Source organism: Nocardiopsis camelliae, from assembly GCF_028993595.1.
In the GTDB taxonomy this organism is placed as follows: domain Bacteria; phylum Actinomycetota; class Actinomycetes; order Streptosporangiales; family Streptosporangiaceae; genus Nocardiopsis; species Nocardiopsis dassonvillei.
Genome location: NZ_CP118614.1, coordinates 3378882 through 3402883, shown reverse-complemented (window position 1 = coordinate 3402883; position 24002 = coordinate 3378882). Strand labels below are relative to the sequence as shown.

Annotated in this window: 25 protein-coding genes and 1 pseudogene; 13 read left to right on the top strand and 13 right to left on the bottom strand. The window is 73.0% G+C overall.

What is annotated here, in order from left to right; genetic code table 11:
- Positions 1 to 17 precede the first annotated feature (17 nt).
- A complete protein-coding gene (locus PV789_RS14925; RefSeq protein ID WP_274978001.1) occupies positions 18 to 722 on the bottom strand; it encodes a response regulator transcription factor in 705 nt (234 codons plus the stop codon).
- A complete protein-coding gene (locus PV789_RS14920; protein WP_368045837.1) occupies positions 719 to 2038 on the bottom strand; it encodes a sensor histidine kinase in 1320 nt (439 codons plus the stop codon). The genes PV789_RS14925 and PV789_RS14920 overlap by 4 nt, the downstream gene beginning before the upstream one ends.
- Before the next feature lie 216 nt (positions 2039 to 2254).
- Between PV789_RS14920 and PV789_RS14915 the strand changes: the two genes are divergently transcribed.
- A complete protein-coding gene (locus PV789_RS14915) occupies positions 2255 to 2974 on the top strand; it encodes a (2Fe-2S)-binding protein (RefSeq protein ID WP_274977999.1) in 720 nt (239 codons plus the stop codon).
- Between the two features lie 167 nt (positions 2975 to 3141).
- Positions 3142 to 4302: an FUSC family protein gene (locus PV789_RS14910; protein WP_274977998.1), complete on the top strand. Its 1161-nt coding sequence runs from the start codon at positions 3142 to 3144 to the stop codon at positions 4300 to 4302.
- Between the two features lie 65 nt (positions 4303 to 4367).
- On the opposite strand, the gene PV789_RS14905 is transcribed toward PV789_RS14910, so the two are convergent.
- The gene (locus PV789_RS14905) at positions 4368 to 5837 is read right to left on the bottom strand and encodes an MFS transporter (protein WP_274977997.1); all 1470 of its coding nucleotides are present in this window, start codon (positions 5835 to 5837) and stop codon (positions 4368 to 4370) included.
- Positions 5838 to 6216: 379 nt separating this feature from the next.
- Here PV789_RS14905 and PV789_RS14900 point away from each other — a divergent pair, with 379 nt between their 5' ends.
- Positions 6217 to 6972: an SAM-dependent methyltransferase gene (locus PV789_RS14900; protein WP_274977996.1), complete on the top strand. Its 756-nt coding sequence runs from the start codon at positions 6217 to 6219 to the stop codon at positions 6970 to 6972.
- A gap of 54 nt (positions 6973 to 7026) precedes the next feature.
- Here the strand turns inward: PV789_RS14900 and PV789_RS14895 are convergent, their stop codons facing one another.
- The gene (locus tag PV789_RS14895) at positions 7027 to 7509 is read right to left on the bottom strand and encodes a VOC family protein (protein WP_274977995.1); all 483 of its coding nucleotides are present in this window, start codon (positions 7507 to 7509) and stop codon (positions 7027 to 7029) included.
- A gap of 284 nt (positions 7510 to 7793) precedes the next feature.
- On the opposite strand from PV789_RS14895, the gene PV789_RS14890 reads away from it, so the two are divergent.
- Entirely contained in the window at positions 7794 to 8591 is a 798-nt protein-coding gene (locus PV789_RS14890) for a class I SAM-dependent methyltransferase (RefSeq protein ID WP_274977994.1), read from the top strand.
- Between the two features lie 120 nt (positions 8592 to 8711).
- Complete coding sequence (locus PV789_RS14885) at positions 8712 to 9119, top strand: MarR family winged helix-turn-helix transcriptional regulator (RefSeq protein ID WP_274977993.1); 408 nt, start codon at positions 8712 to 8714, stop codon at positions 9117 to 9119.
- A 30-nt stretch (positions 9120 to 9149) separates the two neighbouring features.
- Here PV789_RS14885 and PV789_RS14880 read toward each other — a convergent pair whose 3' ends face one another.
- Positions 9150 to 9722, bottom strand: coding sequence for a GNAT family N-acetyltransferase (locus tag PV789_RS14880; RefSeq protein WP_274977992.1), 573 nt, complete (start codon positions 9720 to 9722; stop codon positions 9150 to 9152).
- A gap of 197 nt (positions 9723 to 9919) precedes the next feature.
- On the opposite strand from PV789_RS14880, the pseudogene PV789_RS14875 reads away from it, so the two are divergent.
- The 3 genes and pseudogenes from PV789_RS14875 to PV789_RS14865 form a co-directional block, all read left to right on the top strand.
- Positions 9920 to 11116 (top strand): annotated as a pseudogene (locus PV789_RS14875) (RNA-guided endonuclease InsQ/TnpB family protein); the annotation flags it as partial.
- A gap of 19 nt (positions 11117 to 11135) precedes the next feature.
- A complete protein-coding gene (locus PV789_RS29880) occupies positions 11136 to 11231 on the top strand; it encodes a zinc ribbon domain-containing protein (RefSeq protein WP_274977991.1) in 96 nt (31 codons plus the stop codon).
- Positions 11232 to 11372: 141 nt separating this feature from the next.
- Positions 11373 to 11504, top strand: a complete 132-nt coding sequence (locus PV789_RS14865) for a hypothetical protein (protein ID WP_274977990.1) — start codon at positions 11373 to 11375, stop codon at positions 11502 to 11504.
- Positions 11505 to 11596: 92 nt separating this feature from the next.
- On the opposite strand, the gene PV789_RS14860 is transcribed toward PV789_RS14865, so the two are convergent.
- Entirely contained in the window at positions 11597 to 12226 is a 630-nt protein-coding gene (locus PV789_RS14860; RefSeq protein WP_274977989.1) for a TetR/AcrR family transcriptional regulator, read from the bottom strand.
- Between the two features lie 72 nt (positions 12227 to 12298).
- Between PV789_RS14860 and PV789_RS14855 the strand changes: the two genes are divergently transcribed.
- A complete protein-coding gene (locus PV789_RS14855) occupies positions 12299 to 12994 on the top strand; it encodes a GAP family protein (protein ID WP_274977988.1) in 696 nt (231 codons plus the stop codon).
- A 109-nt stretch (positions 12995 to 13103) separates the two neighbouring features.
- Positions 13104 to 13823, top strand: a complete 720-nt coding sequence (locus tag PV789_RS14850) for a sensor domain-containing protein (protein ID WP_274977987.1) — start codon at positions 13104 to 13106, stop codon at positions 13821 to 13823.
- 66 nt (positions 13824 to 13889) lie between these two features.
- Here PV789_RS14850 and PV789_RS14845 read toward each other — a convergent pair whose 3' ends face one another.
- The 4 genes from PV789_RS14845 to PV789_RS14830 all read right to left on the bottom strand — a co-directional run bounded on the left by PV789_RS14845 (position 13890) and on the right by PV789_RS14830 (position 17794).
- Complete coding sequence (locus PV789_RS14845) at positions 13890 to 14561, bottom strand: hypothetical protein (RefSeq protein WP_274977986.1); 672 nt, start codon at positions 14559 to 14561, stop codon at positions 13890 to 13892.
- 172 nt (positions 14562 to 14733) lie between these two features.
- On the bottom strand, positions 14734 to 15678 hold the full coding sequence (locus PV789_RS14840) for a DUF3592 domain-containing protein (protein ID WP_274977985.1): 945 nt from the start codon (positions 15676 to 15678) through the stop codon (positions 14734 to 14736).
- Between the two features lie 241 nt (positions 15679 to 15919).
- A complete protein-coding gene (locus PV789_RS14835; protein ID WP_274977984.1) occupies positions 15920 to 16798 on the bottom strand; it encodes a patatin-like phospholipase family protein in 879 nt (292 codons plus the stop codon).
- A 69-nt stretch (positions 16799 to 16867) separates the two neighbouring features.
- Complete coding sequence (locus tag PV789_RS14830) at positions 16868 to 17794, bottom strand: oxidoreductase (RefSeq protein WP_274977983.1); 927 nt, start codon at positions 17792 to 17794, stop codon at positions 16868 to 16870.
- A gap of 147 nt (positions 17795 to 17941) precedes the next feature.
- On the opposite strand from PV789_RS14830, the gene PV789_RS14825 reads away from it, so the two are divergent.
- Positions 17942 to 18616: a TetR/AcrR family transcriptional regulator gene (locus PV789_RS14825; protein ID WP_274977982.1), complete on the top strand. Its 675-nt coding sequence runs from the start codon at positions 17942 to 17944 to the stop codon at positions 18614 to 18616.
- A 201-nt stretch (positions 18617 to 18817) separates the two neighbouring features.
- Positions 18818 to 20716 carry an ABC transporter ATP-binding protein gene (locus PV789_RS14820; RefSeq protein ID WP_274977981.1) on the top strand — a complete coding sequence of 633 codons (1899 nt, stop codon included), beginning with the start codon at positions 18818 to 18820 and terminating at the stop codon, positions 20714 to 20716.
- A 224-nt stretch (positions 20717 to 20940) separates the two neighbouring features.
- Here the strand turns inward: PV789_RS14820 and PV789_RS14815 are convergent, their stop codons facing one another.
- The 3 genes from PV789_RS14815 to PV789_RS14805 form a co-directional block, all read right to left on the bottom strand.
- Entirely contained in the window at positions 20941 to 21495 is a 555-nt protein-coding gene (locus PV789_RS14815) for a sugar O-acetyltransferase (RefSeq protein WP_274977980.1), read from the bottom strand.
- Positions 21496 to 21592: 97 nt separating this feature from the next.
- Complete coding sequence (locus PV789_RS14810; protein WP_274977979.1) at positions 21593 to 22783, bottom strand: acyltransferase family protein; 1191 nt, start codon at positions 22781 to 22783, stop codon at positions 21593 to 21595.
- Positions 22780 to 23436 (bottom strand): TetR/AcrR family transcriptional regulator, encoded by a 657-nt coding sequence (locus PV789_RS14805; RefSeq protein ID WP_274977978.1) that lies wholly within the window; start codon positions 23434 to 23436, stop codon positions 22780 to 22782. Before PV789_RS14805 ends, PV789_RS14810 begins: the two co-directional genes overlap by 4 nt.
- Before the next feature lie 282 nt (positions 23437 to 23718).
- On the opposite strand from PV789_RS14805, the gene PV789_RS14800 reads away from it, so the two are divergent.
- Entirely contained in the window at positions 23719 to 23937 is a 219-nt protein-coding gene (locus tag PV789_RS14800; protein ID WP_274977977.1) for a hypothetical protein, read from the top strand.
- Positions 23938 to 24002 lie beyond the last annotated feature (65 nt).

The window sequence follows — 24002 nt, the reverse complement described above, 5'->3', positions numbered from 1 at the left end:
CCCTCTGGTGTCCGCGGTCAGTCCCGGTCCGCGCCGCGCAGGTAGCGCAGTACGGCCTGTACCCTGCGGTGGTCGTGATCGTCGTGGCCCAGGTCCAGCTTGGTGAAGATCGAGCGGATGTGCTTCTCCACGGCGCGTTCGGTGACGGTCAGCCGCGAGGCCACGCCCGCGTTGTTCAGCCCCTGCGCCATGAGCTCCAGCACCTCGGTCTCGCGCGGGGTGAGCCGGGCCAGGGCGTTGTCCCGCCGACGGCTGAGCAGCTGCGAGACCACCTCCGGGTCGATGGCGGCGCCTCCCCCGGCGACGCGGCGCAGCACGGTGAGGAACTCGTCGATGTCGGCGACCCGGTCCTTGAGCAGGTAGCCGACCCTGCTGGCCCCGCTGCCGAGCAGGTCGGCGGCGTAGCGGCTGACCACGTGCTGGGACAGCAGCAGCACCGCCACCCGCGGATACCTCCGGCGGATGGCGATACCCGCCTGGATGCCCTCCTCGGAGTAGGTGGGCGGCATACGGATGTCGACCAGGCACAGATCCACGTCGGAGTGCTCCTCCACCGCCCGCATCAACGCGTCGGCGTCGCCGACCTGCGCGACGATCTCCACCCCCGCGTCCTCCAACAGGCGTGCCATCCCGCTGCGCAGCAGCACCGAGTCCTCGGCGATGACCACCCTGGGCCCCCTCTCCGCGGGCTGGACGGGGTTCGCACCGGTGTACACGGTCATGCCTCCCAAGGGATGTCGGCGGTCAGGACGGTGCCCTCACCGGCCGGGCTGTGGATGGTCAGGACGCCGTCGACCGCGTCCACGCGGTCCCACAGGCCGTTCAGGCCCGTGCCCGCCCGTGGAGCGGCCCCTCCGGAGCCGTCGTCGGTGACGGTGAGCCGCAGCAGGTCGCCGCCGCCGCGCGCGGGGCGGGGCACCCGCTCCGCGGCCACGGTGACCCCGGTGGCGCCGGAGTGCTTGGCGACGTTGTTCAGCGCCTCGCAGGCCACGTAGTAGGCCACTCCCTCGGCGCGCGGGGAGGGGCGTTCCGCCAACTCGACGTCCACCCGCACGGGGACCGGGGCGCGTCCGGCGGCCACGGGCAGGGCCGCGCCCAGTCCGTGGTCGGTCAGGACCCGGGGGTGGAGCCCGCGCGCCACCTGGCGCAGTTCGTCCATGACCTCCCGGGACTCGCGCTGGGCCTCGGTGATCAGTTCCAGTGCCGTTTCGGGGTCGGTGGCCACGCGCGAGCGCGCCCGGGTCAGGGTCATGGTCAGGGCGAGCAGGCGCTGCTGGGCGCCGTCGTGCAGGTCGCGTTCGATGCGGCGGCGCTCGGCCTCGGCGGCGTCGACCATGCGCAGGCGGCTGTCCTGGACGTGGAGCAGGCGGCGGCGGATGCGCACCTCGGGCGCCTCGAACAGCAGCCTGCGGTGCAGCAGGACCTCGGTGGCGACCACGTAGGGGGCCAGGCGCAGGCCCACGAGGGCGCACAGCGGCCCTAACACGACAAGGACCAGGGGGCCGACCAGGTCGCCCGGGGAGCCCATCACCAGCACGAACACGATCCCCATCAGGGCTCCCACGACCGACGCCCCGCCGCACACCACCAGCGCCACCACCACGCCCCCGGCCAGGAGGCCGTGGATCCCGGCGGCGGTGCTGTAGACGACCGCCGACCACGCGTCGCGGCCGAACACGAACCGCCAGGCGCGCACGAGCGGCTTGTCGTGGGCCAGGGGGTCGGGCGGGCTGGTCTCCACGATCCCGAACACGTTGTCCAGCCGGTTGCGCTGGACCCGGCAGGACAGGCGGGCCAGCAGGGTCGCCAGGGCCGGGAGGCCGACCAGGAAGGCGAGCGAGTCCGAGAGCATCCGATCGGGGACGAGCCGGGACACCTCGGGCAGCCAGGGGCCGGAGACCGCGAAGCCGATCCAGGTGGCCGAGACCACCAGCATGAACGCGGGCACCAGGTAGCACAGGGCCAGGGCCAGCGAGGTCATCAGGTGCAGGACCTCCACCACGCGCACGCGCCAACCGGACCCGTAGGCTTCGGCCACGCGGGGCAGGGCGGCGAGGGCGGTGAGGAAACCCCCTCTCCCGCCGTTCCTGGCGCTGGTGCGCGTGCTCTGACCGGTCACGCGACCAATCTAGGTTCGGCGGCCCCGGAGCACGAACCCAACAGCACGTGGAGTGCCGGTGGTGCTGGCACCACTCGGGCGTTTCCGGGTACGGGGAAGGACGGGTGCGGGGTGGGCGGAGCGGGGACGACGGCGATGCGGCCGGTCCTGGCGGAGGTCGGCCGGGTCAACACGCTGTTCGCCGTGGAGGCGGCCCCTCCCGGCACGGGGTGGCTGCCGTTGGGAGGCGGCGGGGCTCTGGAGCCCCGCGTTCTCGCGTCCGAGGTGGAGCGGACGCGGAACCGCCTGGCGGAACTGGCGGGGCGGCCGGATGCGGTGGTGGAGTGGCGGGTGGCGGCGTCGGTGTTCCAGCAGGGGCTGGCGACGCGGCTGCTGTCGCCGGTGCTGGCGGCCGGACTGTGCCACGGGGTGCTGGTGGACGCGGCGCGGTTCCACTGGGACCCGCACCGGGAGGGGCCGGTGGTGCTGCGCACCTCGCAGGAGGAGGCCGCGGCGGTGACCGGGGGGACGGCGGAACTGGCCGACTGGGTCGAGCGCACCGTGGTCCTCGGTGTCCTGGCCCGTGCGGCGCGGGGCCTGGCCGGGGCGGGCGGGGTGGCGCCGGGGCTGCTGCGGGGCAACACCGCCGCCGCCCTGGCCGGGGCCGTGCGCGCCCTGGGCGCGGACCGGCCCGCGGTGCGCGCGCGGGCCGGGGAGGTGGCCGATGACCTGCTGGGACGCCCCTCCCTGGCCGGGACGGGCGGTTACACGGGAGTGGACGCCTCCGGGCTGGGGGTGTTCCGGCGCACCACGTGCTGCCTGTACTACCGGCTGCCGGGCGCGGGGTACTGCGGGGACTGCGCCCCGCGCCGCTGAGTGATCCACACCCGCCCCCTTCTGTGCTTCGCCGCCCCTCACCCCGGGTAGCTGCGCCCCTGGAAGAAGGTCGGCGAGGGCACCGGTGGGAGGAAACAGTGACGGGTCGGGACAGGGCGGGCGCGGGCGGATCCGTGGCCCGCGCACGCGCGTGGGTGAGCCGCGCGGTGGGTTCGGACGGACACGAACGGCACACGGCGCTGTCCATCGGCAAGAGCGCCCTGGCCGCATCGTTGGCGTGGTTCGTCGCGCAGCACCTGATGCAGGCCAGTTCTCCGGCCTTCGCCCCCTTCACCGCGGTCCTGATGATGCAGGTCACCGTCTACCAGTCGGTGGTCCAGTCGCTGCGTTACGTGGGCGCGGTGGCGCTGGGTATCACGGTGCAGGCCGTCCTGGGCTTCGCCGCGGGCCCGGACATGCTGACCTTCGTCGTGGTCACCCTCATCGCCCTGGTCATCGGCCGGTGGAGGCCCCTGGGCAGCCAGGGCTCCCAGGTGGTCACGGCCGCGTTCTTCGCCTTCTCCACCTTCCTGACCTCCCAGGGCTACACCGGGCGCCTGGTGGACCTCTCCCAGATCCTGTTGCTGGTGCTCATCGGTTGCGCCATCGGCACCGCGGTCAATGTCCTCGTGCTGCCTCCCATGCGCTTTCGCAGCGCGGAGTACGCCATCCGCTCCCTCGCGCACTCCGAGTGCGACCTGATCGGGGACATCCGGCGCGGGATGGAACGGGGGGACCTGACCGAGGACGAGGCCGAGGACTGGCGGCGGCGGGCCCACCGGCTCGCGTCGACCGTCCAGCAGACGCGTTCGGCGGTGGACACCGCCTGGGAGAGCGTCTACCTCAACCCGGCCAGACTCCTGCGCAGACACCGCCACAACGTCGCCTTCGAGGGCTACCAGCAGCTGGTCGACGCCCTGGAGCGCACCACCCACCAGCTGGGCTCCCTGGCCCGCAGCATCCACCTTTGGAGCCGTGACGATGAGCGCTCCGTCCACCAGGACTTCCTGCGCCTGTACGGGGACTTCCTCGCCTCGGTCGCCGAGATCACCCGCGAGCTCAGCGGGCTGGACCAGGACCGGCTCGGCCCCCAGGCCCGGAGGCTGTGCCGACTCGCGGAGCAGGCCCGAGAGCACTACGACGACCTCGTACGGGCCAAGGAGGAAGAGGACTCCCCGCCCTTCGACGACCTCCGGCTGCCCTACGGCGTGCTTCTGATCGAGGCGCAGCGGCTCATGGACGAGTTCCAGTACAGCTGCGACGTGATCCTGAACTACGTGGACCGCCCCGGCCCCGCCGACGGGTCCGGCGGCGCCCGCCACATCTGACCGCGGCCGTGCCCCCTTCCGGGGCCGCCTGTCACGCGGCGGCCCCGGAAGGGCGGTGGCACCGGTCAGGCGCGGCCGGACCGCCAGGCGGACAGGGCCACACCGACGGCGGCCAGCAGGACGCCGACGGTCGCCCAGGAGAAGGCGGTGCGGTAGCCCTCGACGGAGGCGGCCACGTCGCCGGACGCCCCCGCGGCGACCGCCGCGCCCACGAGGACGGCCATGCCGGTGGCCCCGCCGAGCTGGTCGACCGAGCGCTGGACGCCGGAGGCGACCCCCGCGTCGGCCTCGGTCACCCCGTGCAGGGCGGCGTTCTGCAGGGCGATCAGGCCGACGCCCATGCCGACGCCGACCAGGAGCATGCCCGGCATAGCGTCGGTCCACAGACTGCCGTCCACCGGCAGCCGCGACAGCCACGCGGTTCCGGCCGCGGCCGACAGCAGGCCCGCGATCGCCGCCCCGGACAGGCCCAGGGCGCCGATGGTCCGGCCGACCACGGTCGCCGAGACCAGGATCGCCGCGCAGAACGGCACGTACGCCAGCCCCGCCTGTATGGGGCTCATCCCCAGCACGTGCTGGAGGTAGAGCGTCACCAGCAGGAAGGAGGTCGACAGCGCCGCGCTGAGCAGCACCGTCGCCCCGTTGGCGACCAGCCTGGTGCGGTCGGCGAAGAAGGACAGCGGCACCAGCGGGTTGCGCGACCTGGCCTCGACCAGGACGAACAGCCCCGTCGCCGCGACACCCGCGAGCACGGGGACGTACACCCGCGGCTCCGTCCACGGGTGCTCCGCCGCCTGGAGCACCCCGTGCACCAGGGCCAGCGGACCGGCCGTCAGCAGCAACCCGCCCAGCACGTCGGGACGGCGCCGTGCGGCGCCGGTCCCGGCGGCCGTGGCCTGGGCCCCCGGCGCCGCGCCGCGGACGCGGTCGGGCGCGACCAGCAGCGGGACCGCGACCAGGACCACGGCGACCACGGGCAGGTTGACCAGGAAGATCCACCGCCAGTGCAGCAGCTCGGTGATCACGCCGGACAGCAGCACCCCGCCCACCAGGCCGGAGCTGGAGATGGCGCCCCAGACGCCGAGGGCCCTGGCGCGTTCCTGGGGGTCGGGGAAGAGCATCGCGATCAGCGACATGGCCGCCGGGGAGGCCAGCGCCTCACCGGCCCCCTGCCCGAAGCGGGCGGCCAGGAGCCAGGGCAGGTCCGGCGCCGCGCCCGCGACGAGCGAGGCCGCGCCGAACAGGGCGGCGCCCAGGAGCAGCATGCGCCGCCGCCCCAGCAGGTCGCACACGCGCCCGCCGAGCAGCAGCAGGCCGCCGCCGACCAGCGTGTAACCGGCGACGACCCAGGTCAGGCCCTGCGGACCGGCGTCCAGGTCGGCGCCGATGGAGGGCAGGGCGATGTTGACGACCGTGACGTCCACGGCGATGAGGAACTGGAGCATCGACACCGCCGCCAGCGCCCACCAGCGGCGGGCAGCGGTGAGGTGTTCCCGGCGGCCTGAGCGCGCGTCGGGAGTTCGGAAGGAGTTCATGATGGCCGATCGGGTCGGACCCGCGTCGGGGCGGGCCGGGAAACGGAAGGGAAGCCGTTCCGCCCGCGCGGTACGCCGAACAGGCCCCGCCCGTCCTCCCGGGACGGGACGCGGCGCGCGGCGGGCGCGGACGCCCGCCTAGTCCGTGACTGCGACTGCCATCATGCGCGGCAGTCTAGACCCTGCCGCCGGGTCGGCGCACCGGAAATACCCGGCCGCTCCGTGTGCCGCCCCGGGCCGGTGCGCTCGACACGCGTCCCCGCCATGGGGCTCCCCCTGCCCGGGCCCGGCGCGCCGACCGGAGCCCTCCACGGGGAGGGCGGCTCCGCGCCCCCGAAAACGGGTGGACGGGCGGCGGCTCCCCCGCCAGGGTGTTCGGATGACCACACCGCCCCTGCCGCCCCTGTACCGCGACGCCGACTTCAACGGCCCGCTCTCGGACGCCCACGCCGCCAGGCTCATCCGGGACCTGGACTCCCTGGAGGGCAGGCGGATCGTCGACATCGGCTGCGGCTGGGCCGAACTGCTGCTGCGTGCCCTGGCCAGCGAGCCGACCGCCACCGGGTTCGGTATCGACCTCGGTGAGGAGGCCGTGGAGCACGGGCGCGCCAACGCCCGGGCCCGGGGCCTGGCGGACCGCGTCGAACTCACGGTCGGCGACGTGGGCGCCTGGTCCGGTACGCACGCGGACGTGGTGGTCAACAACGGCGCCAGCCACGTGTGGGGCGGCGACCCGGTGACGCACACCGTCAACGCCCTGGAGGCGGTCGCCGACCTGCTCCGGCCCGGCGGCCGGTTCCTGTTCGGTGAGTGCTTCTGGCTGCGCGAGCCGACGCCCGCGGAGCTGGAGGCCATGACCGACATCCCGCGCGCCCAGTACCGGTCGCTGCCCGACCTGGTGGACCTCGCCCTCTCCCACGGCTTCCGGCTGCGGGCGCTGTCGCAGGCCACCCTGGAGGAGTGGGACGACTTCGAGTCCCGGCACGCCCGGGGGCGGGAGGAGTGGCTGGAGCGCAACCCCGACTCCCTCGACGCCGACGAGGTCCGGGCCAGGGCGGACCGGTACCGGAACTTCTGGCTGCGCGGCACCCGGGAGACGCTCGGCTTCGCCTACCTGTCCCTGGCCCGGGTCTGAGACCGGACGGGGCCGTCCGCGCCGCCGTCTCCCGGCGCGGACGGCCGCCGCGGGTCAGGCCGCGTCCGCGGCCCGCCGGATCTCGGGCAGGTCGATCCGGCCCATCTTGAGCATGGCCTGCATGGCGCGTCCGGCCCGGCCGGGGTCGGGGTCGGCCAGCAGGTCGTCCAGCTCGGCCGGGAAGACCTGCCAGGAGAAGCCGTATCGGTCCTTGAGCCAGCCGCACTGGCCCTCCTCGCCCCCCTCGCTGAGCCTGGACCAGTAGTGGTCGGACTCCTCCTGGCTGTCGCAGACCACCTGGAGGGAGACCGCCTCGGAGAAGGTGAACTCCGGGCCGCCGTTGAGCGCGGTGATCTGCTGTCCGTCGATCTCGAAGTCCACGGTCAGCACCATGTCGGCGGGCCGGGGCCCCTCGGGGCCGAAGTGCCGGACCCGCAGGATGCGCGAGTTGTCGAACAGGCCCACGTAGAAGCGGGCCGCCTCCTCGGCGCGGGTGTCGAACCACAGGCAGGGGGTGATCTTGTTCAGCCGTGTCATGATCTGGTCCTCTCGGTGTGCGGCGCGGCCCTGCGCGCGTCCGCCCTACCCGTGATGACGCGTCCGGGCGGCGGAAATCATCGGCCCGTGCGGGGGTTTTCCCAGGAGTTTCGCCCCTCTCGCCCGTTCCGCGGCCGGTTGCCTCCGTGGCCCGGGGAGGAACCCCTCCTAAGAGGGCATTCTCTTCTTTGTCTCATATGATGAGAATAGAATCTCATTTGCAGAGATGTCGGTGTAGGGTCCGAGGTGTTCGCTCCCGCCCGCGACCCACGAGAGGGCGTTCGATGACGCGCTACACCCACGGCCAGCACCCCACGGTCACCGACTCCTACCGCTGGCGCGACGCGGAGAACTCCGCCGCCTACGCCCTGGACCGGATGGTCCCCGGCCGCTCGCTGCTGGACGTGGGCTGCGGCCCGGGCAGCATCACCGCCGACCTCGCCCGCAGGGTCGCCCCGGGGAGGGTCACCGCCGTGGACGCCTCGGCCGAGGCCGTCGAACTGGCCCGCGCCAGCGCGAGGGAGGCCGGGGCCGACAACATCGACTTCCGGGTCGGCGACGTCCACGACTTGGACCTGCCCGACGACTCCTTCGACGTCGTCCACGCCCACCAGGTCCTCCAGCACGTGGCCGACCCGGTCCGGGCCCTGGCCGAGATGCGCCGCGTGGCCAGGCCGGGCGGGGTCGTGGCCGCCTGCGACAGCGACTACTCCGCGATGTACTGGTACCCGCGCCTGCCCGAACTGGACGCGTGGATGGACCTGTACCAGCGTGTGGCGCGCGCCAACGGCGGCGAGCCAGACGCGGGGCGGCGCATGGCCTCCTGGGCCCGCGAGGCCGGGTTCGAGGACGTCACCTACGTGGCCGAGGTGTGGAACCACTCCTCCCCCGAGCGCCGCGCCTGGTGGGGCGGCATGTGGTCCCGGCGCATCCTGGAGTCGGACATGGGCCGCCAGGCGGTCGCGGAGGGCCACGCCACCCGGGAGGAGCTGGAGCGCATATCGGCGGGCTGGACGGCCTGGAGCCAGGACCCCGACGGGGTGTTCGTGATCCCGCGCGGCGCGATCCTGTGCCGGGCCTAACTCGCGACAAGCCCCCGTGCCGACACCGCCGCCGGTCGTTGGCGGTGCGCGGCGCGGCGATCTATCTTCGACGTGTCTCGGAGAGTGGACGCCCGCGCAGTCCCCGCTGGAAGGAGCACCATGTCCGACCTGCCGATCGGCTACTGGCTCAAGCACCTGGACCGGCTCATCGAGAACGACCTGGACCGGACCCTGGCCGCGGAGTCGCTGGGGCGCCGCCACTGGCAGGTGCTCAACTCCCTGCACACCGAACCGGGCACGATCGCCGACCTGGACCGCAGGCTCGCCGCGTTCCTGGACGAGGACGAGTACAGCGTCACCCCGGTGGTCGAGGAGCTGCGTCGGCGCGGCTGGGTGGAGGGCCTGGTCTCCCTGAACCTCAGCGCGGCGGGAGAGGCCGCGCACGAGGCCCTCTTCGCCAGGGTCGACGAGGCCCGCCGCCGTATCTCGCGGGGGATCAGCGCCGAGGAGTACCGCACCGCGGTCGACGTGCTGGAGCGGATGTCGGCCAACCTCGAACAGGGCTGACGCGGCCGCCCCCGACCGGCCGCGCCCCGGTCAGGGGGCGAGCAGTTCCCGGGTGAGCTCGACGAAGGCCAGATCCGCGCGCTTGGGCAGGCCGAAAGTCGCGTCACCGTAGGGAAAGGGCTCGGTCTTGCCGGTGTTGGTGTAGCCGCGCCGCTCGTACCAGGCGATCAGCTCCGGACGCTGCTTGAGCACCTTCATCCGCATCAGGCGGCAGCCCCACTCGCGCACCGCGGTCTCCTCCGCCTCGGCCAGGACCCGCTTGCCCAGCCCCCCTCCCTGGATGCCGGGCCGTACCGAGAACATGCCGAAGTAGGCGCCGTTGACGCCGCGCTGGAGCTCGCAGCAGGCCACGATCCGCCCCTGGGCCTCGGTGACCAGCACGATCGTGTTGGTGCGCGACAGCAGCTCGGCCATGCCCCCGGCGTCCACGCGCTGGCCGTCGAGCAGGTCGGCCTCGGTGGTCCAACCCTGCTTGGAGGAGTCGCCGCGGTAGCAGGAGTTGACCAGCTCGACGAGCGCGGGGACGTCATCGGTGACGGCGGTCCTGTAGGCCAGGTCGGTCCAGGGCCCCGAAGTCGTCTCACTGCTGGTGGTCACACGCATCTCCCCCGTTGTTTCCGGCCGCTGGCACCCCCAGTATCGGCCACCGGACATAGCGAAGAACACGGACCCCTGGGGCAAGAGGGACGCAAGGGTCGTCCGGACGCGAGCTGATGCGTGACGGGCGCTGGCTGGTCTGACGCTCCGGCCCGGGCGGTGCTCCTGAGGTACCGCACGCCGTAGGCGGGGAGGATACGGGCATGAGCGTTCTCGACATGCTTCTGGCGGTGGTGGCCATCGTCGTCATCGGTGTGATCGTTTTCGTTGGCGGTGCAGACTCCGTCCTTCAGGGCGGGGTGAGCCGCCCCCGCCACAATGTCGTAGGGCCCGACTACGGTGTGTGCTGGTTCGAGGGGAGGTGTTTTCTCATCATGTTGACGGGATTTCGGTACCGGCTCGCGCTCACTGACGAGCAGGCCGAGTCGTGTCAGGTCTATGGCGATATCTGTCGGGCGGTGTGGAACACCGGCCTGCACCAGCGCCGCGAGGCCGTGTCCCGTTGGCAGCGCGGCCAACGCCTGCCCTACTGCGGCTACCACCTCCAAGCCCGTGAACTGGCCGAGGCCAAGACCGAGGAGACCTGGCTGAAGGCCGCCCCCTCCCACATCCTCCAGCAGACCCTGCGCGACCTGGACCGGGCCTGCCGGGAGCACGGCACGTTCAAGGTGCGGTGGAAGCCCTCCTTCCGCTTCCCCGACGGCACACGGATGAGCATTCAACGCCTGAGCCGCAAATGGGGGCGCATCAAGCTGCCCAAGCTGGGATGGGCGCGCTTCCGCTGGTCACGCGCGCCCCGGGGCGCAGTCTGCTCAGCCACCGTCTCCCGCGACGGGGCCCACTGGTATATGTCGCTGCTGTGCGAGGACGGTCAGACCACACCGCAGGCGCATGAGCGCCCCGGCAGCACGGTGGGCATCGACCGGGGTGTGGCGGTGGCGGTGGCCACCTCCGACGGCGACCTGCTCGACCAGGTGTTCCAGACCCCGAAGGAGGCCGAGCGCGAACGCCGCCTGCGCCGCCGCCTGTGCCGCCAACGCAAAGGGTCGGCGAACCGGGCCAGGACCAGGGCCGCTCTGGGCAAGCTGACCGGGCGGGTGCGGGCGCGGCGCGCCGATTTCGCCGCCCGGACCGCGCACGTGGTGTGTGCCAAGAACGCGGTCGTGGTGCTGGAGAAGCTCAAGACCAAGAACATGACCGCCTCGGCCCAAGGCACCACCCACGCGCCGGGTGTCAACGTGCGTCAGAAGGCGGGGTTGAACCGGGCGATCCTGGCCAAGGGATGGCACGGCCTCACGCTGGCCTGTCAGAACGCGGCTCGGCGCACCGGGAGTCGGATCGTGGCGGTCGATCCCGCGTACACGTCCCAGACCTGTCACTCGTGCGCATACGTCGCGGCGGAGAACCGAGAGCCAATCGGTGTTCTGCTGCGGCAGGTGCGGGCACACAGCTCATGCGGACGTGAACGCGGCCCAGAACATTCTCACGCGCGGATGGACTAGCCCTTCGGGGTGAACCGTGCCAGCCTGCCGAGACCTCTGGGATGCCATGTCGGTGAAGCAGGAACCAGTTGCGGCCGCGAGGCGCGTAGCACCACCGCCCCGACAAGGGGCGGTCGGAATCTTCCTCGTTCACGAGGAAGAGGAAGTCAACCCGTTGGTCTTCTGTGTCGTCTCCATCGTGGACGAGATCCGCTACGGCGGCAGCGGGTCGGACGGCGGCCACCGGGGCGGCGGCGACGGCGGGTCCGGCGGCGGTGGTGACGGCGGATGCGGAGGGGGCTGTTGACTCCTTCTGCGGCCGGGGCGGGCTGAGAGGGCCTCTCGGAGGGGCCCACCGGGCGCGGCGGGCCGCTCCGTCCTCCCCCGGACGCCGACCGCTCAGGTGTCCTGGCGGCGCCGCCATGCCTCCTCGGTGCGGGCCAGGAAGGCGCGCAGCTCCCGCCGCGCCCCCTCGGGGCCCTTCATGCCCGGGGTGACCATCAGCTGGAGGGCGAGCCCGTCCACCTGGGTGTGCAGGTACCCGGACCACTCCTCGACCCACGGGTCGGGGTGGGGCTGGAAGGGGTCCTCCACCGGCTGCTGGGTGAGGGCGGCGATCAGGAGCCGGTAGAGCCTGCGCTGGCTGTTCCAGCGCTGCTCCCGGTCGCGGTCGTACTCCCCCAGCAGCCCGGCGGCCTCCCAGGCGCGGTACTCCGCGCGGCGGGTCGCGTCCAGGGGCAGGAGCTGTTCGGCGTACTCGGCCATGCGGTCCAGGAACGGGGTGTCCGGGTCCTGGGCGCCGTTCAGGGCCGTCACGCGCGCGGTGACGCGCTCCTCGGACAGGTTCATGGCGAAGACGAGCAGGTCCTCGCGGGTCTGGAAGTAGTGGCGCAGGGCTCCGGGGGACCAGCCCGCCTCGGCGGCCACGGAGCGGATGGACACGGCGGCCGGGCCGGACTCGGCGATGACCCGCCACAGGGCCTCGGCCAGCTCCCGGCGGCGCTGTTCGTGGTCGACGATCTTGGGCACCTCCCCTTTCTAGCACACTTGTGTTATTTTATTTGACACAGGCGTATGAAAACGAGAGCGGGGGAGATCCCGATGCCGTCCCTGGAAGTGCTGTTGCCGGTCGCCGGACTGGCGCTGCTGGACACCCTGAGCCCCGCCACCATCGGGGTCTCGCTGTACGTGTTACTCAGCGGGGCGCGGTCGGTGGCCCGCCCCCTGTTCGTCTACCTGGCCACCGTCGCCGCCTTCTACTTCGCCCTGGGCTGCGCGCTCATGCTCGGCCTCGGCTTCGCGTTCGAGGCCCTGGACGACCTCGCCGACAGCCCCGTCCTGGGCTGGGTGATGGTGGTGCTGGGCGGGGGCATGCTCGCCTACGCCCTGTTCATGCCGAGCGGACCGCGGCGGCAGCGCAGGCCCGCATCGCTGCGCACCGGCGCGATGGTCGCGCTGGGCCTGGCCACCGGCCTGCTGGAGGGCGGTACCGCGCTGCCCTACTTCGGCGCCATCGGCATCATGACCACCGCCGGGCTCTCCACCGCGGCCTGGGTGCCGCTGCTCGCCGCCTACAACGTCGTCATGGTGCTCCCGCCGATCCTGCTCTACCTGGCCTACCGCGCCTTCGGCGAGCGGCTGCGGCCCCGGATGGAGCGCTGGCGGACCAAGGTCGAGTCCGGCTCCCGGGAGGCCCTGGGCTGGATCATCGGCATCGTCGGCTTCCTGGTCCTGCGGCACGGGCTGTGGCTCTCCGGAATCCTCGACGGGGCCACCGCCTTCCTGGACGCCCTGTGACCGAAGGGCCCGAACGCGGCGGCGCCAACGCGGGGTGGAGTCAGCACCACCCCCGGTCCGCACCCGTACCGCCCTGACTCCGGGCCCGGCCGGGCGTAACTTCGGGGCCATGGACACGACCCGCAACCCCGTCGCCCGGCTCCTGGCCGACACCCGCCACATCCTCCTGGGCCTGCCGTTGGCCCTCATCGCCTTCGTGGTCGTCCTGACGGTCTTGGCCGCCGGGACGGGCACCGCCGTCGTCATGGCGGGCCTGTTCCTGATGACGGGCGCCCTGTACGCCGCACGCGGGTTCGCCCACGTCGAACGCGTGCGCCTGGCCGACCTGGGCCGCCGACCGGTGACGCGCCGCCCCTACCGCTCCCCCGCTCCCGGAGTCGGCCCCCTGCGCCGGGCCCTGACGCCGCTGGCCTGCCCGCAGAGCTGGCTGGACGCCCTGCACGCGCTGGTGCTGCTGCCCGTGGCCGTGGTCGGCTTCTGCCTCACCGCCACCTGGTGGGCGGGCGCCCTGGCCGGGCTGCTCCAGCCGCTGTGGGGCTGGTCGCTCTACGCCATCCCCGGCTACACCGACGTGGGCACCTACCTGGTGCCCGAGTACCCGGTGCTGGCCACCACGGTGGCGCACATGCTCGCCGGAGTGCTGTTCGCCCTCACCCTGCCCCTGGTGGCGCGCGCCTGCGCCCACACACAGGCCACGCTCGGCCGCGCCCTGCTGCTGGCCCCCGAGGACCCCCACGTGGGCGTGTACACCGCGGCGCCGCACCGGGAGGAGACCGCACGGGCCGCGCAGCACCGGCAGGACACCGCGCCCATGGCGGCGGGTGTGTGAGACCCGCTGTCGGGTGCTCCCCCGCTGTTCGACCCGGAGGGCGGGTGTCGGCGGGCGGAGCGCCGGTCAGTCTCCGCCGCCCCCTCCGTCGCCCCCGTCACCGCCGCCGCTGTAGCCCGCGCCGCCGCTGCGGTCGGTGCCGTACCTGCGCCTGTACTCCCGCCACTCCCTCTGCTGCCGGTTCCACACCTGCCTGCTCATCCCCCGGGGGCGCCGAGGAGCGCTCCGGTCCTCCCCGCCGACGAGGGTCATGACACCGAGTGTCACGACGGTCATCACGACCACGGCCACCAGGGTCAGCACCCCCGCTGCAACCGCGCCGACCGCCTCCCGGGCGCCCGGATCGGTCACGGCCCCGGCCAGGGCCAGGAACACGGCCATGACGGCAGTCCACATCGCGACCGTCAGCAGGTCGCGGACGCGTCTCCGGTGGCGGACCCCGTCCAGGTACCCGGTCGCCCAGGCACACGCGGCGCAGACGAAGACGTACACGGCCAGTACCGCCAGGAGGGCCCGCGCGCCGCTGCTCTGCGGTGGCGCGACCGCGACCACGATCAGGGTCGTGCCCGCACCGCCGCTGGCGGCCACCACCGCCAGATGCGTGAGCACGGCGTCGCGTTTCCTGAGGCGCTCCTCCTCGTGGGAGCCGACCATGGTGCGGTAGGAGCCGAGCACGACCCACAGCAGGCAGGCGCACGCGAGCTCGCATCCGGCCACGATCAGCAGCATCGACGGCATGGCGGCCTCCACGGCGCGGGGGTGGTCGGGTTCCTACCCGCCCCGCACCCGTCGACGGCCGACGGCGGTGGCCGGACCAGGACAGCGGTCGGTCGGCGGTCGTCGCCGCACGTCGGGGCGCCGGGGAGCCGCGCCGCTCTGGGCGGGACGGCTCGCGGAACCGCCCGCCCGGCTAGAGCGAACCCGACAGCAGGAACATGAGGCCGACGAACGTTCCGATGATGACGAAGCCCAGGCCGACGACGACCATGACCGCGCCGGGCCCGCACCCCCACGTGTGGGCTTCGGGCACGGAGAAGCGCGCAGGGGCCCTGAGGTCGTACCTGACCCGCGCGCTCTGTCCCCTGACGGGGCGGTAGGAGGTGCTGGAGCGGCGGTAGCGCCGGTGCACCTCGCGCCCGTCACCGGCCGAGAAGTGCACGGTGAACGGGTGGGTGTACACGCGGCGGCCGTTCACCGTCGCCCTGCTGGCCTCACGCCAGGAGTCGATGACGGTTCCGTCGGCCTCACCGGTGTAGCCCCGTCCGCCCGCGCGGTCGCGCACCGCGGACACGGTCGCGGAGAGGAGCATGCCGAGGCCGACGACGGTGAACAGGAACGGCAGGTACCGGAAGAGGCCACCGCCGTCCCGACCGGACAGGGCCAGCGCGGCGATGACGGCGGTGAAGGCGGGCACGGCGAGCATCGTCAGGACCGCGGCGGCGATCGCCTTCGCGCCGCCGGGACGGCGCCCGGGGCGGACCGGGTAGTGCTCGGCCGACGGGCCGGGCAGGGCGGCGCTCTCCACCCGGACGAGCCGCGGGTCGTCGGCCGAGTGCAGGAGTTCGACCGGGGTGCCCTCGCGGACGAGGTAACCGCCCAGCCCCGAGGTGTCCACCGCCTCCCGCTCCCGGCCGTCGGCGTCGCGGAAGGCCACGGTGACGGTGTGGCCGTTGGGGCTCCGGGTAAGGGGGTGCACCGAAGTGACGACTCCCCGCGCGCGCACGCCGGTCCGGTCCAGAAGGCGGGCGTCGCGCCGGACCCGCAGGGCCTCCGACAGGTCCTTGAAGCCGGAGTAGACCGAGTACACGGAGAAGAGGGCCAGGAGGAGGAGCGCGAGGAGTCCTTGGGGGTCCACCGGGCCGTTCTACCAGAGCGCCGACGGCCGGAGAAGGGGTGCACGGGGACCGGGGCCGGCCGCCGGGGCCGCCGGTGCACGGGTGTCGGCCGCGGGCGCCCCGTTTGCCCGTGCACCGGCCTCCGGGATGTGGAAATGAGGCGCGACCCGTCGGGTTCCGCGGGGCGGAGGCCGACGGCACACGGTGGAGGCCGATGCCTGCGACGACACCCCCCTGCTCCGACAGCCGGGCGGCCGTCCCTCACAGCAGCGACGCGACCTGCTCGGCGGCCCTGCGGCCGTCGTCCAGACCGATCCGGGCGGCCCGGGGGCGCAGTCGCGGGTCGAGGAGTTCTCCGGAGACTTCGGTGAAGTCCGGGCCGTCGGTGATCCTGACGATGCGCAGACCCTGTCGTTCGAGCTCGTCGAGTTCCGCGTCTTCGGCCACGTTGGCGAGTGCTCCCGCTCTGGGGCCGATGAAGACGATGGCGTCGAGGTCCTTCTCCTCGGCCAGCGCGGCGGCGCCGGGGAGGCGGGGGGCGTCGCAGTAGTGGGCACCGTCGAACCGGACCGGCGGGAAGAAGCCGGGCACGGCGCAGGACGAGGCGACGGCTGTGGCCAGATCGATGCCGTCACTCCGCGTCCACGACACGGTCTCGCCGGTTTCGCAGCGCACGCTGGTGATGCGCAGGTCGCCCTCCGGCCAGGCGGAGAGCGGCAGTACGGACCGCAGCGTGTGCACGGCCGCGTCCTGGTCCCGGTCGCGTGTGGCGGCCATGGCGAGACGGCCGACGGCGCGTGCCCGCCCGGTGCTCGGCCCTTCGGGGGAGAGCATCAGGCGCATGATCTCCGGCGGCACCGCGCTGGTGCCGCCACCGGTGTCGGTGGTGGTGTCGCGCGTCGGTTCGGGCAGCGGTGCCAGCGGCGTGAGCAGGGCGCCGCTCTGTTCGGCGCGGACGCGCTCGGCCAGGTCGACTCCGCCCATGGCCATCGCCGCGACGTAGGCGCCAGCCGACGTGCCGACGGCGACCGAGCAGGCCGAGGGGGTGAACCCCGCGTGCTCGCCCAGGGCTGCGAGTACGCCGGTCTCCCAGGCGATGCCGACCCAGCCGCCTCCGCCGAGGATCAGTCCGGTGTTCATTCCTACTCCTTACGTGAGTGGGGTGTCTGCCGGGGGTGTGTGCTCCCCGCGTGCCGACTGGCCAGTGGTCTAGGAGGCTGTTCCGGTCCCGGCGTCGAAGGGGACGCCGGTGAGCTGTTCGCTCGCCGTCCACAGCCGCCCGGCCTCATCGGTGTCGTCCGCTCCCGTGGGAAGCCTGGCGGGTTTGGGGGTGCCGGAGGTCTGGTCGCGGCCGGCCGGGCCGATGAACTGCCCGGAGCTGACGTGCGTACTGGTGGCCGCGTACAGGAGGGGCCAGGCGGCACCGTCGGCCGATCCCATGAGCAGGCGCGCGGCGACCGGGGTGACGATGCGGCTCAGTGTCCCGGTGCCGTGCTGCTGGAGCCCGGTCATCGCTGATCCCGGATGGACGACGAGTGCCGCGAGGGGGCTGTGCGCGGTCCGGCGGGCGAGTTCGAGGGTGTAGACGATGTTGGCGCGCTTGGACTTCGCGTAGGCGCCCATGGCGCGGTAGCCCTTCTCGCTCATCAGGTCGTCGAGTCCGCCCGTCCGCCACCGCGCGGCGATGGCGCTGACCGTGACCACGCGAGGTGCGGGGGAACGCAGTACGGCGGGCCAGACCCGGGCGTCGAAGGCGAAGTGGCCGAGGTGGTTGGTGCCGACCGTCATCTCGAAGCCGTCGCGTGTCAGCCGCCGCTCGGGCAGGTTCATCACACCGGCGTTGTTGAACAGCAGGTCGATCGTCTCGGTCTCGGCGATTCGCGTGGCGGCGTCACGGACGGAGGAGAGGTCGGCGAGGTCGAGTACCAGTGTGTCGGTCCGGGCCCCGGGCGCGGCGGTGCGCACGGTCTCGGCGGCCTGGTCCAGTCTGTCCCGGCTGCGTCCCGCCAGGATGACGCGGGCGCCGTGCCGGGCCAGGACGCGAGCTGTCTCCAGGCCGATCCCGCCGCTCCCGCCGGTGATCAGCGCGGTACGGCCGCTCTGGTCGGGGATGTCGTCAGGCGTCCAGTGGTTCATCTCCGTGCCTCTCCGTTGGTTCGTCGTGTGCTGTGCGCGGGTCGTCCGGCGACCGGATACCCGGCCCGGGAGGTCTTGTGCGGCGCGCCCCAATTTAAGAGACCGGTGGTCTGATGTCAAAAGACCGGCGGTTTGTAATATGGGGGCATGGAGAACTTCCAGCGCGCCCGCAGTGAGGAGCAGCGCGAGATCCGGCGCAGGGCGGTACTGGACACCACCGCGGCCATGCTTGAGGAGATGCCCGCCGGTGGCGTCAGCCTCAACGAGCTGAGCCGCCGGGTCGGGCTGGCCAAGTCCAACGTGCTGCGCTACTTCGAATCCCGTGAAGCGATCCTGTTGGAGCTGCTGGACCGCGCCTGGCGGCAGTGGATCGCCGACCTGCCCGCCCTCCTCGACGCCGGCATCGACCGGGCGGCGCCCGTGGAGCGGCGCACGGAGCAGTTCGCCGCCGCCGTCGCCCGCTCCCTCGCCGGGCGCCGGGTCCTGTGCGACCTGCTGAGCTCCCAGGCGGGCGTGCTGGAGCACAACGTCTCCGCCGAGGCGGCCGCCCGCTACAAGCGCGCGGCCGTGGCCAACGTCGCCGCCGTCGCCGCGCTGGCCGACCGCCACCTGCCCGAACTGGGCGAGGACGCCCCGCGCCTGGCCGCGGCCATGATCATGGCGATCGGGGCCGTGTGGACGCACGCCCACCCCTCCGAGGCGATGCTCGCCGCCTACCGGGCCGACCCGTCACTCACCGCGTTCGAGATGGACTTCGCCACCGCACTGGAGGACATGCTGGCCACCCTCACCGCGGGCACCATCGCCCGCACCTCCTCCTGACCTCTGCTCCGCGCAGCGGCCTCCGGGCGGTTGGCCGGTGGCAGGAGGGGGATCTGCGCCGTAGGAGTCCGTCGAGGGCGTCCCACTCCCCCGCGCGGCGGCCTCCGGGCGGTTGGCGGGTCGCGGGCGGGAGTTTGACCTCAATATTTGTTGAGGTTCTACGGTTCTTGGCATCAACTCCGACAGATCCGGTGGACGACCATGAGTATGGAACTGGCCGCTTATAACTCCATGTACCACGCCATGCACGCCCGCGAGGACCAGCGCCCCTTCTCGCTGCCCGTCCTGCGCCGGATCGCCTCCTTCGCCCGGCCCCACGCGCGCCAGCTCGCCTGGTTCGTGGCCCTGAGCGTGGTCACCGCCGTCCTGACCGTGGCCTCCCCGCTCCTGGCCGGACGGGTCGTCACCGCCATCACCGAGGGCGGCCCGCTGGAACCCGTACTGTTCCTGGCCGGGCTCATCGCCGCCGTCGCGGTCCTCGAAGCCGCCCTGGGGCTGGTGGTGCGCTGGCTCTCCTCCCGCGTCGGCGAGGGGCTCATCCTGGACCTGCGCACCACCGTCTACGACCACGTCCAGCGCATGCCGGTCGCCTTCTTCACCCGCACACGCACCGGCGCCCTCGTCAGCCGCCTCAACAACGACGTCATCGGCGCCCAGCGCGCCTTCAGCGACGTGCTCTCCGGGGTGCTCAGCAACCTGGTCACCCTGGTCCTGGCCCTGGCCGTCATGCTCGCCCTGTCCTGGCAGATCACCCTGCTCGCGCTCGTGCTGCTGCCGCTGTTCGTAGTGCCCGCCCGCCGCATGGGCGCGCGCCTGGCCAGGATCGAGCGCGAGCGCACCGTCCACAACGCGGCCATGGGCACCCAGATGACCGAGCGCTTCTCGGCTCCGGGCGCCACCCTGGTCAAGCTCTTCGGCCGCCCCGAGGAGGAGTCTGCCGAGTTCGCCCGCCGCGCCGGACGGGTCCGCGATATCGGCGTGCGCACCGCGATGGTCCAGGAGGTCTTCTTCACCGCCCTGACCCTGGTCTCCGCGCTCGCCCTGGCCCTGGTCTACGGCCTGGGCGGCTTCTACGCCCTGACCGGCCGCCTGGACGCGGGAACCGTGGTGTCCATGGGCATGCTCCTCACCCGCCTGTACGCCCCGCTCACCTCCCTGGCCAGCGCCCGGGTGGAGGTGATGAGCGCGCTGGTCAGCTTCAGCCGGGTCTTCGAGATCCTGGACCTGCGGCCCCTGGTGGAGGAGAAGAAGGAGGCCCGCGAGGTCCCCGCCGGGCCGGTGTCGGTGGAGTTCGACGACGTCTCCTTCGCCTACCCCTCCGCGGACAGGGTGTCGCTGGCCTCCCTGGAGGAGGTCGCCGTCCTGGACACCGCCGAGCGGCGCGAGGTCCTGCACGGGGTGTCCTTGCGGATCGAACCCGGGCAGACGGTCGCCCTGGTGGGCTCCTCCGGCGCGGGCAAGTCCACCATCGCCCAGCTGGCCCCGCGCCTGTACGACGTGGACTCGGGCGCCGTGCGCCTAGCGGGGGTGGACGTGCGCGACCTGTCCTTCGCCTCCGTACGCGCCACCCTGGGCATGGTCACCCAGGACGGGCACCTGTTCCACGAGACCGTGCGCGCCAACCTGTCGCTGGCCCGGCCCGGGGCGACGGAGGAGGAGCTGTGGGACGCGCTGCGCCGCGCCCGCCTGGACCAGCTCGTCGCCGCCCTGCCCGACGGACTGGACACCGTGGTCGGCGAGCGCGGGTACCGCTTCTCCGGCGGTGAGCGCCAGCGCCTGACCATCGCCCGCCTGCTGGTGGCCGGACCCGAGGTGGTCATCCTCGACGAGGCCACCTCGGCCCTGGACTCCACCTCCGAGGCCGCGGTGCAGGCCGCCCTGGCCGAGGCGCTGGAGGGTCGGACCGCGCTGGTCATCGCCCACCGGCTCTCCACCGTCCGCGCCGCCGACGCCATCCTGGTCGTGGAGGCCGGACGGATCGTGGAGCGCGGCACCCACGCCGAACTGCTGGCCCGCGGCGGCCGCTACGCCGAGCTGTACCGGACCCAGTTCGCCGCCGACGACTCCGCGGCGGTCCCGGTCGGACGCGCGGTGTCCTAGAGGAGTTGCGGGGGAAGGCCCGGACGGAGCCTTCCCCCGTCTTCGGGCGGGCGTCCTCGAAGGGGGCCGCTTCCGCCGCCACAGACCCCGTCCCCCGGTGGCGCCACACCGGGGGACGGTTCTCCGTGCCCGGTCGGCACGCGGGGGCGTGCCGACCGGGCGGTGCGTACGGCGCCGCCACGGCCCCCGAGGAAGGTCGGAACCCTCCCCGGGGCCGGGGCGGGTCAGATGTGGCGCACCACGCGGGCCGGGTTGCCGACGGCCACCACGTTGGCGGGCAGGTCGCGCACGACCACCGCCCCGGCGCCCACCACGGTGTTCTCCCCGATCGTCACACCCGGGCAGACGATGACCCCGCCGCCCAGCCACACGTTGTCGCCGATGGTGATCGGCTCGGCCGCCTCCCACTTGTCGCGCCGCTGCTCGGGGTCCACGGGGTGGGTGGGGGTGAGCAGCTGGACGTTGGGGCCGATCTGCACGTCCGCGCCGATGCTGATCGGGGCCACGTCCAGCATCACCGCGCCGCAGTTGACGAACGTGCGCGCGCCGATGGTGATCATGGAGCCGTAGTCCACCCGCAGCGGGGGCCGGACCCAGGCGTCCTCGCCCAGCTCGCCCACCAGTTCGGCCAAGAGCTTTCGGCGGTCCGGGTCGTCCACGGAGGCGTTGTTGAACGCCGCCGCGCGCCTCTCCGCACGGACGAGGTCGGCCTGGAGGTCGGGGTCGTCCGCCTGGTAGAGCTCACCGGCGAGCATGCGTTCCTTCTGGCTGGTCACCACGGTCCCTTCGTGTCGGTCGCGTTCCGACCCTAGCCCGACGCGCGCGCGGGTCGGGGCCCGTCTCAGACTTTCGCGGAAACGGGCCCCGACCGGTCCCTCACAGGATCCGCCGGGCTCCGGGAACCGCTCGCACGGCGGTGGCCAGCGCCCAGCAGGCCGGAACCGCGAGCGCTCCCATGCCGAGGAACTTCACGAGCGCGCTGGCCTCCCAACCGCTCAGGGCCACACCCAGCCCCACCAGCACCAGCGGGTGCAGGACGTACACGGCGAAGGCGTTGTCGGACAGCCAGCGCGTGAGGCGGTTGCTCCCGCTGGCGAAGCGCCGGAAGACCACCAGCAGCGTGAGCACCGCGCCCGTGGCCAGGACCGACTCGGACGCGATCTGCGCCAGCGCCTGCCAGGTGCCCGACGCGGGCGTGATCTCTCCCAGCAGGATCGTGACCGCCGCCCCCGCCGCCAGACCCGTCAGTGCCAGGGCCGCGCCCCACCACCCGGCGGCGCCGGGCAGCCGGGTCAGCCAGTTGCCCCGGTAGGCCAGCACGCCCAGGACGAACAGGGTGACGTACTGGGGCAGGTAGCCGGGGCTGGGCAGTCCCACGATCGGCCAGTACGGGGCCGGGGCCAGGTAGCGCCAGGCGAAGGTGACCAGGGCCAGGCCCAGGGTGAGGGCCGCGACGGGCACCGCCCAGCGCAGCGGAGCGGTGTCGGCGGGCCGGGCAGGGAGCTCTACCTCTGCGCCCGCCTGCCGGACGCGGCGCTCGCGCAGGCTCCGCACGGCCACGTAGGCCAGGGTCATGACCAGCAGGACCTCCACGAACCACATGGGCCCGGGGTCGTAGGTCATGATCAGGAACAGCCAGAACGGCAGCTCGCCGCCCTCGGCCGCGAACACCTCGACGGCGGGCCCGTAGTTGGGGATCACCAGGAACGGGCGGACCAGCAGCACGAACAGCAGGAAGGGCGCGCCCAGGCGCACCAGGCGCTCGCGGACCAGCCCGCGCCCGCCCCGGCGGTCGGCCGCTCCCGGCACGAAGTAGCCCGCGAGCAGGAAGAACAGTCCCATGAAGTAGGTCTGGTTGAGGAAGACGAGCAGGTCCAGCAGGCCGCCGGAGGGATCCTGGGCCGGTTCGAGGTAGAACCACACCGGGATGTTGCCGTAGGTGAGCGCGACGTGGTGCAGGACGACCAGCACGGTCAACGCGACCCGCAGGTTGTCGACGTGGTGCAGGCGCCCGCGCGCGGGCGGCGCGGGGTCCGGGAGGAGCGGTGGGCCGGCGTGCTGCGTCATGGTGTCCTCGTCAGTCGTTCGGGGGTGGGGGGGCGGTCGGCGCGGGTGGCGCGCACGAGCAGTTCGCCCAGCTCGCGGGCGTGCGCCATGAGGTCGTGGCCGGGGTGGGCGCTCCAGTAGGCGAACATCGCGTCGATCGCCGTCTGCTGGGTCACCGCCATCACCCGCACGTCGAAGTCGCGGAACTCGCCGCTCTCCTGGCCGGACCGGTACAGGTTCTCCAGGGACTCGTAGAGGACGTCGGCCTCCGCCGCCCCGTAGCGCGGGGTGCCGTCCGCCTTGCGTGCGTGGGTGAAGATCTGCCCCAGCGCGGCCATGCGCTCGGGGTGGGACAGCGCGTACTCGGCCACGCCGCGCACGTGGGTGCGCAGCATGTCGGCGGTGTTGGTCTGCTCCAGGATCGCGGGAAAGACGGACTCGGCGATCTCGGTGTAGACGTCGGTCACCACCTGGTCCATGAGCTCGTCCTTTCCGGCGAAGTGGTAGGAGATCACGCCCTTGCTGATCCCGGCCGTGCGCGCGATCCGCGCCAGGGAGGCGTTGGGATAGCCCACCTCGGCGATGGTCTCGACCGCCGCCGTGATGATCTGCGCCCTGCGGGCCTCCTCGATGAAGGACCGTTTCTGTCCGCCTGGTTCATTTTTTGACCGCATGGCCAGAATCTAGCACGCACGGCCAGGAAGCTATCGGGGATGCCCCTGACCCGACCCCTGGCGGCCACCCACCCGCCCCGGGGCCCGGCCCTGTCCCCTCCTCCGGGGCGTGCACGGAGACGGGCACACCACTTCGGCGCCACCCGGCGCGTCATCTGCCGGTGGCGTCCCCGGGGCCTCTCGCGCGGTCGGTGCCATGGGGAGGGCGGGTAGTTCGGCACAATGGTCCGCGGAGCTGGAACGGGTGCGACCGTCGAGCTGGGAGAGTCAGGAGGGGCGACTGTGAACGTCGCGAACCACTACGCCTACCGAGTCCGCTGGTCGGCCGAGGACGGGTGCCACGTCGGCACCGTCGCCGAACTACCGTCCCTGTCCTGGCTCGCTCCCGGACGCGGCGAGGCCTTCGAGGGCATCCGGCGGCTGGCCCTGGAGGTCGTCGAGGACATGCTCTCCTCAGACCGGGAGGAACCGCCGGGGGCGGTCCGCGCGGTGCGTGGATAGCACCGTCGGGACGAACGACGGTGCCCGCGTCCCCGGGGGGACACGGGCACCACGACCACGGCCGG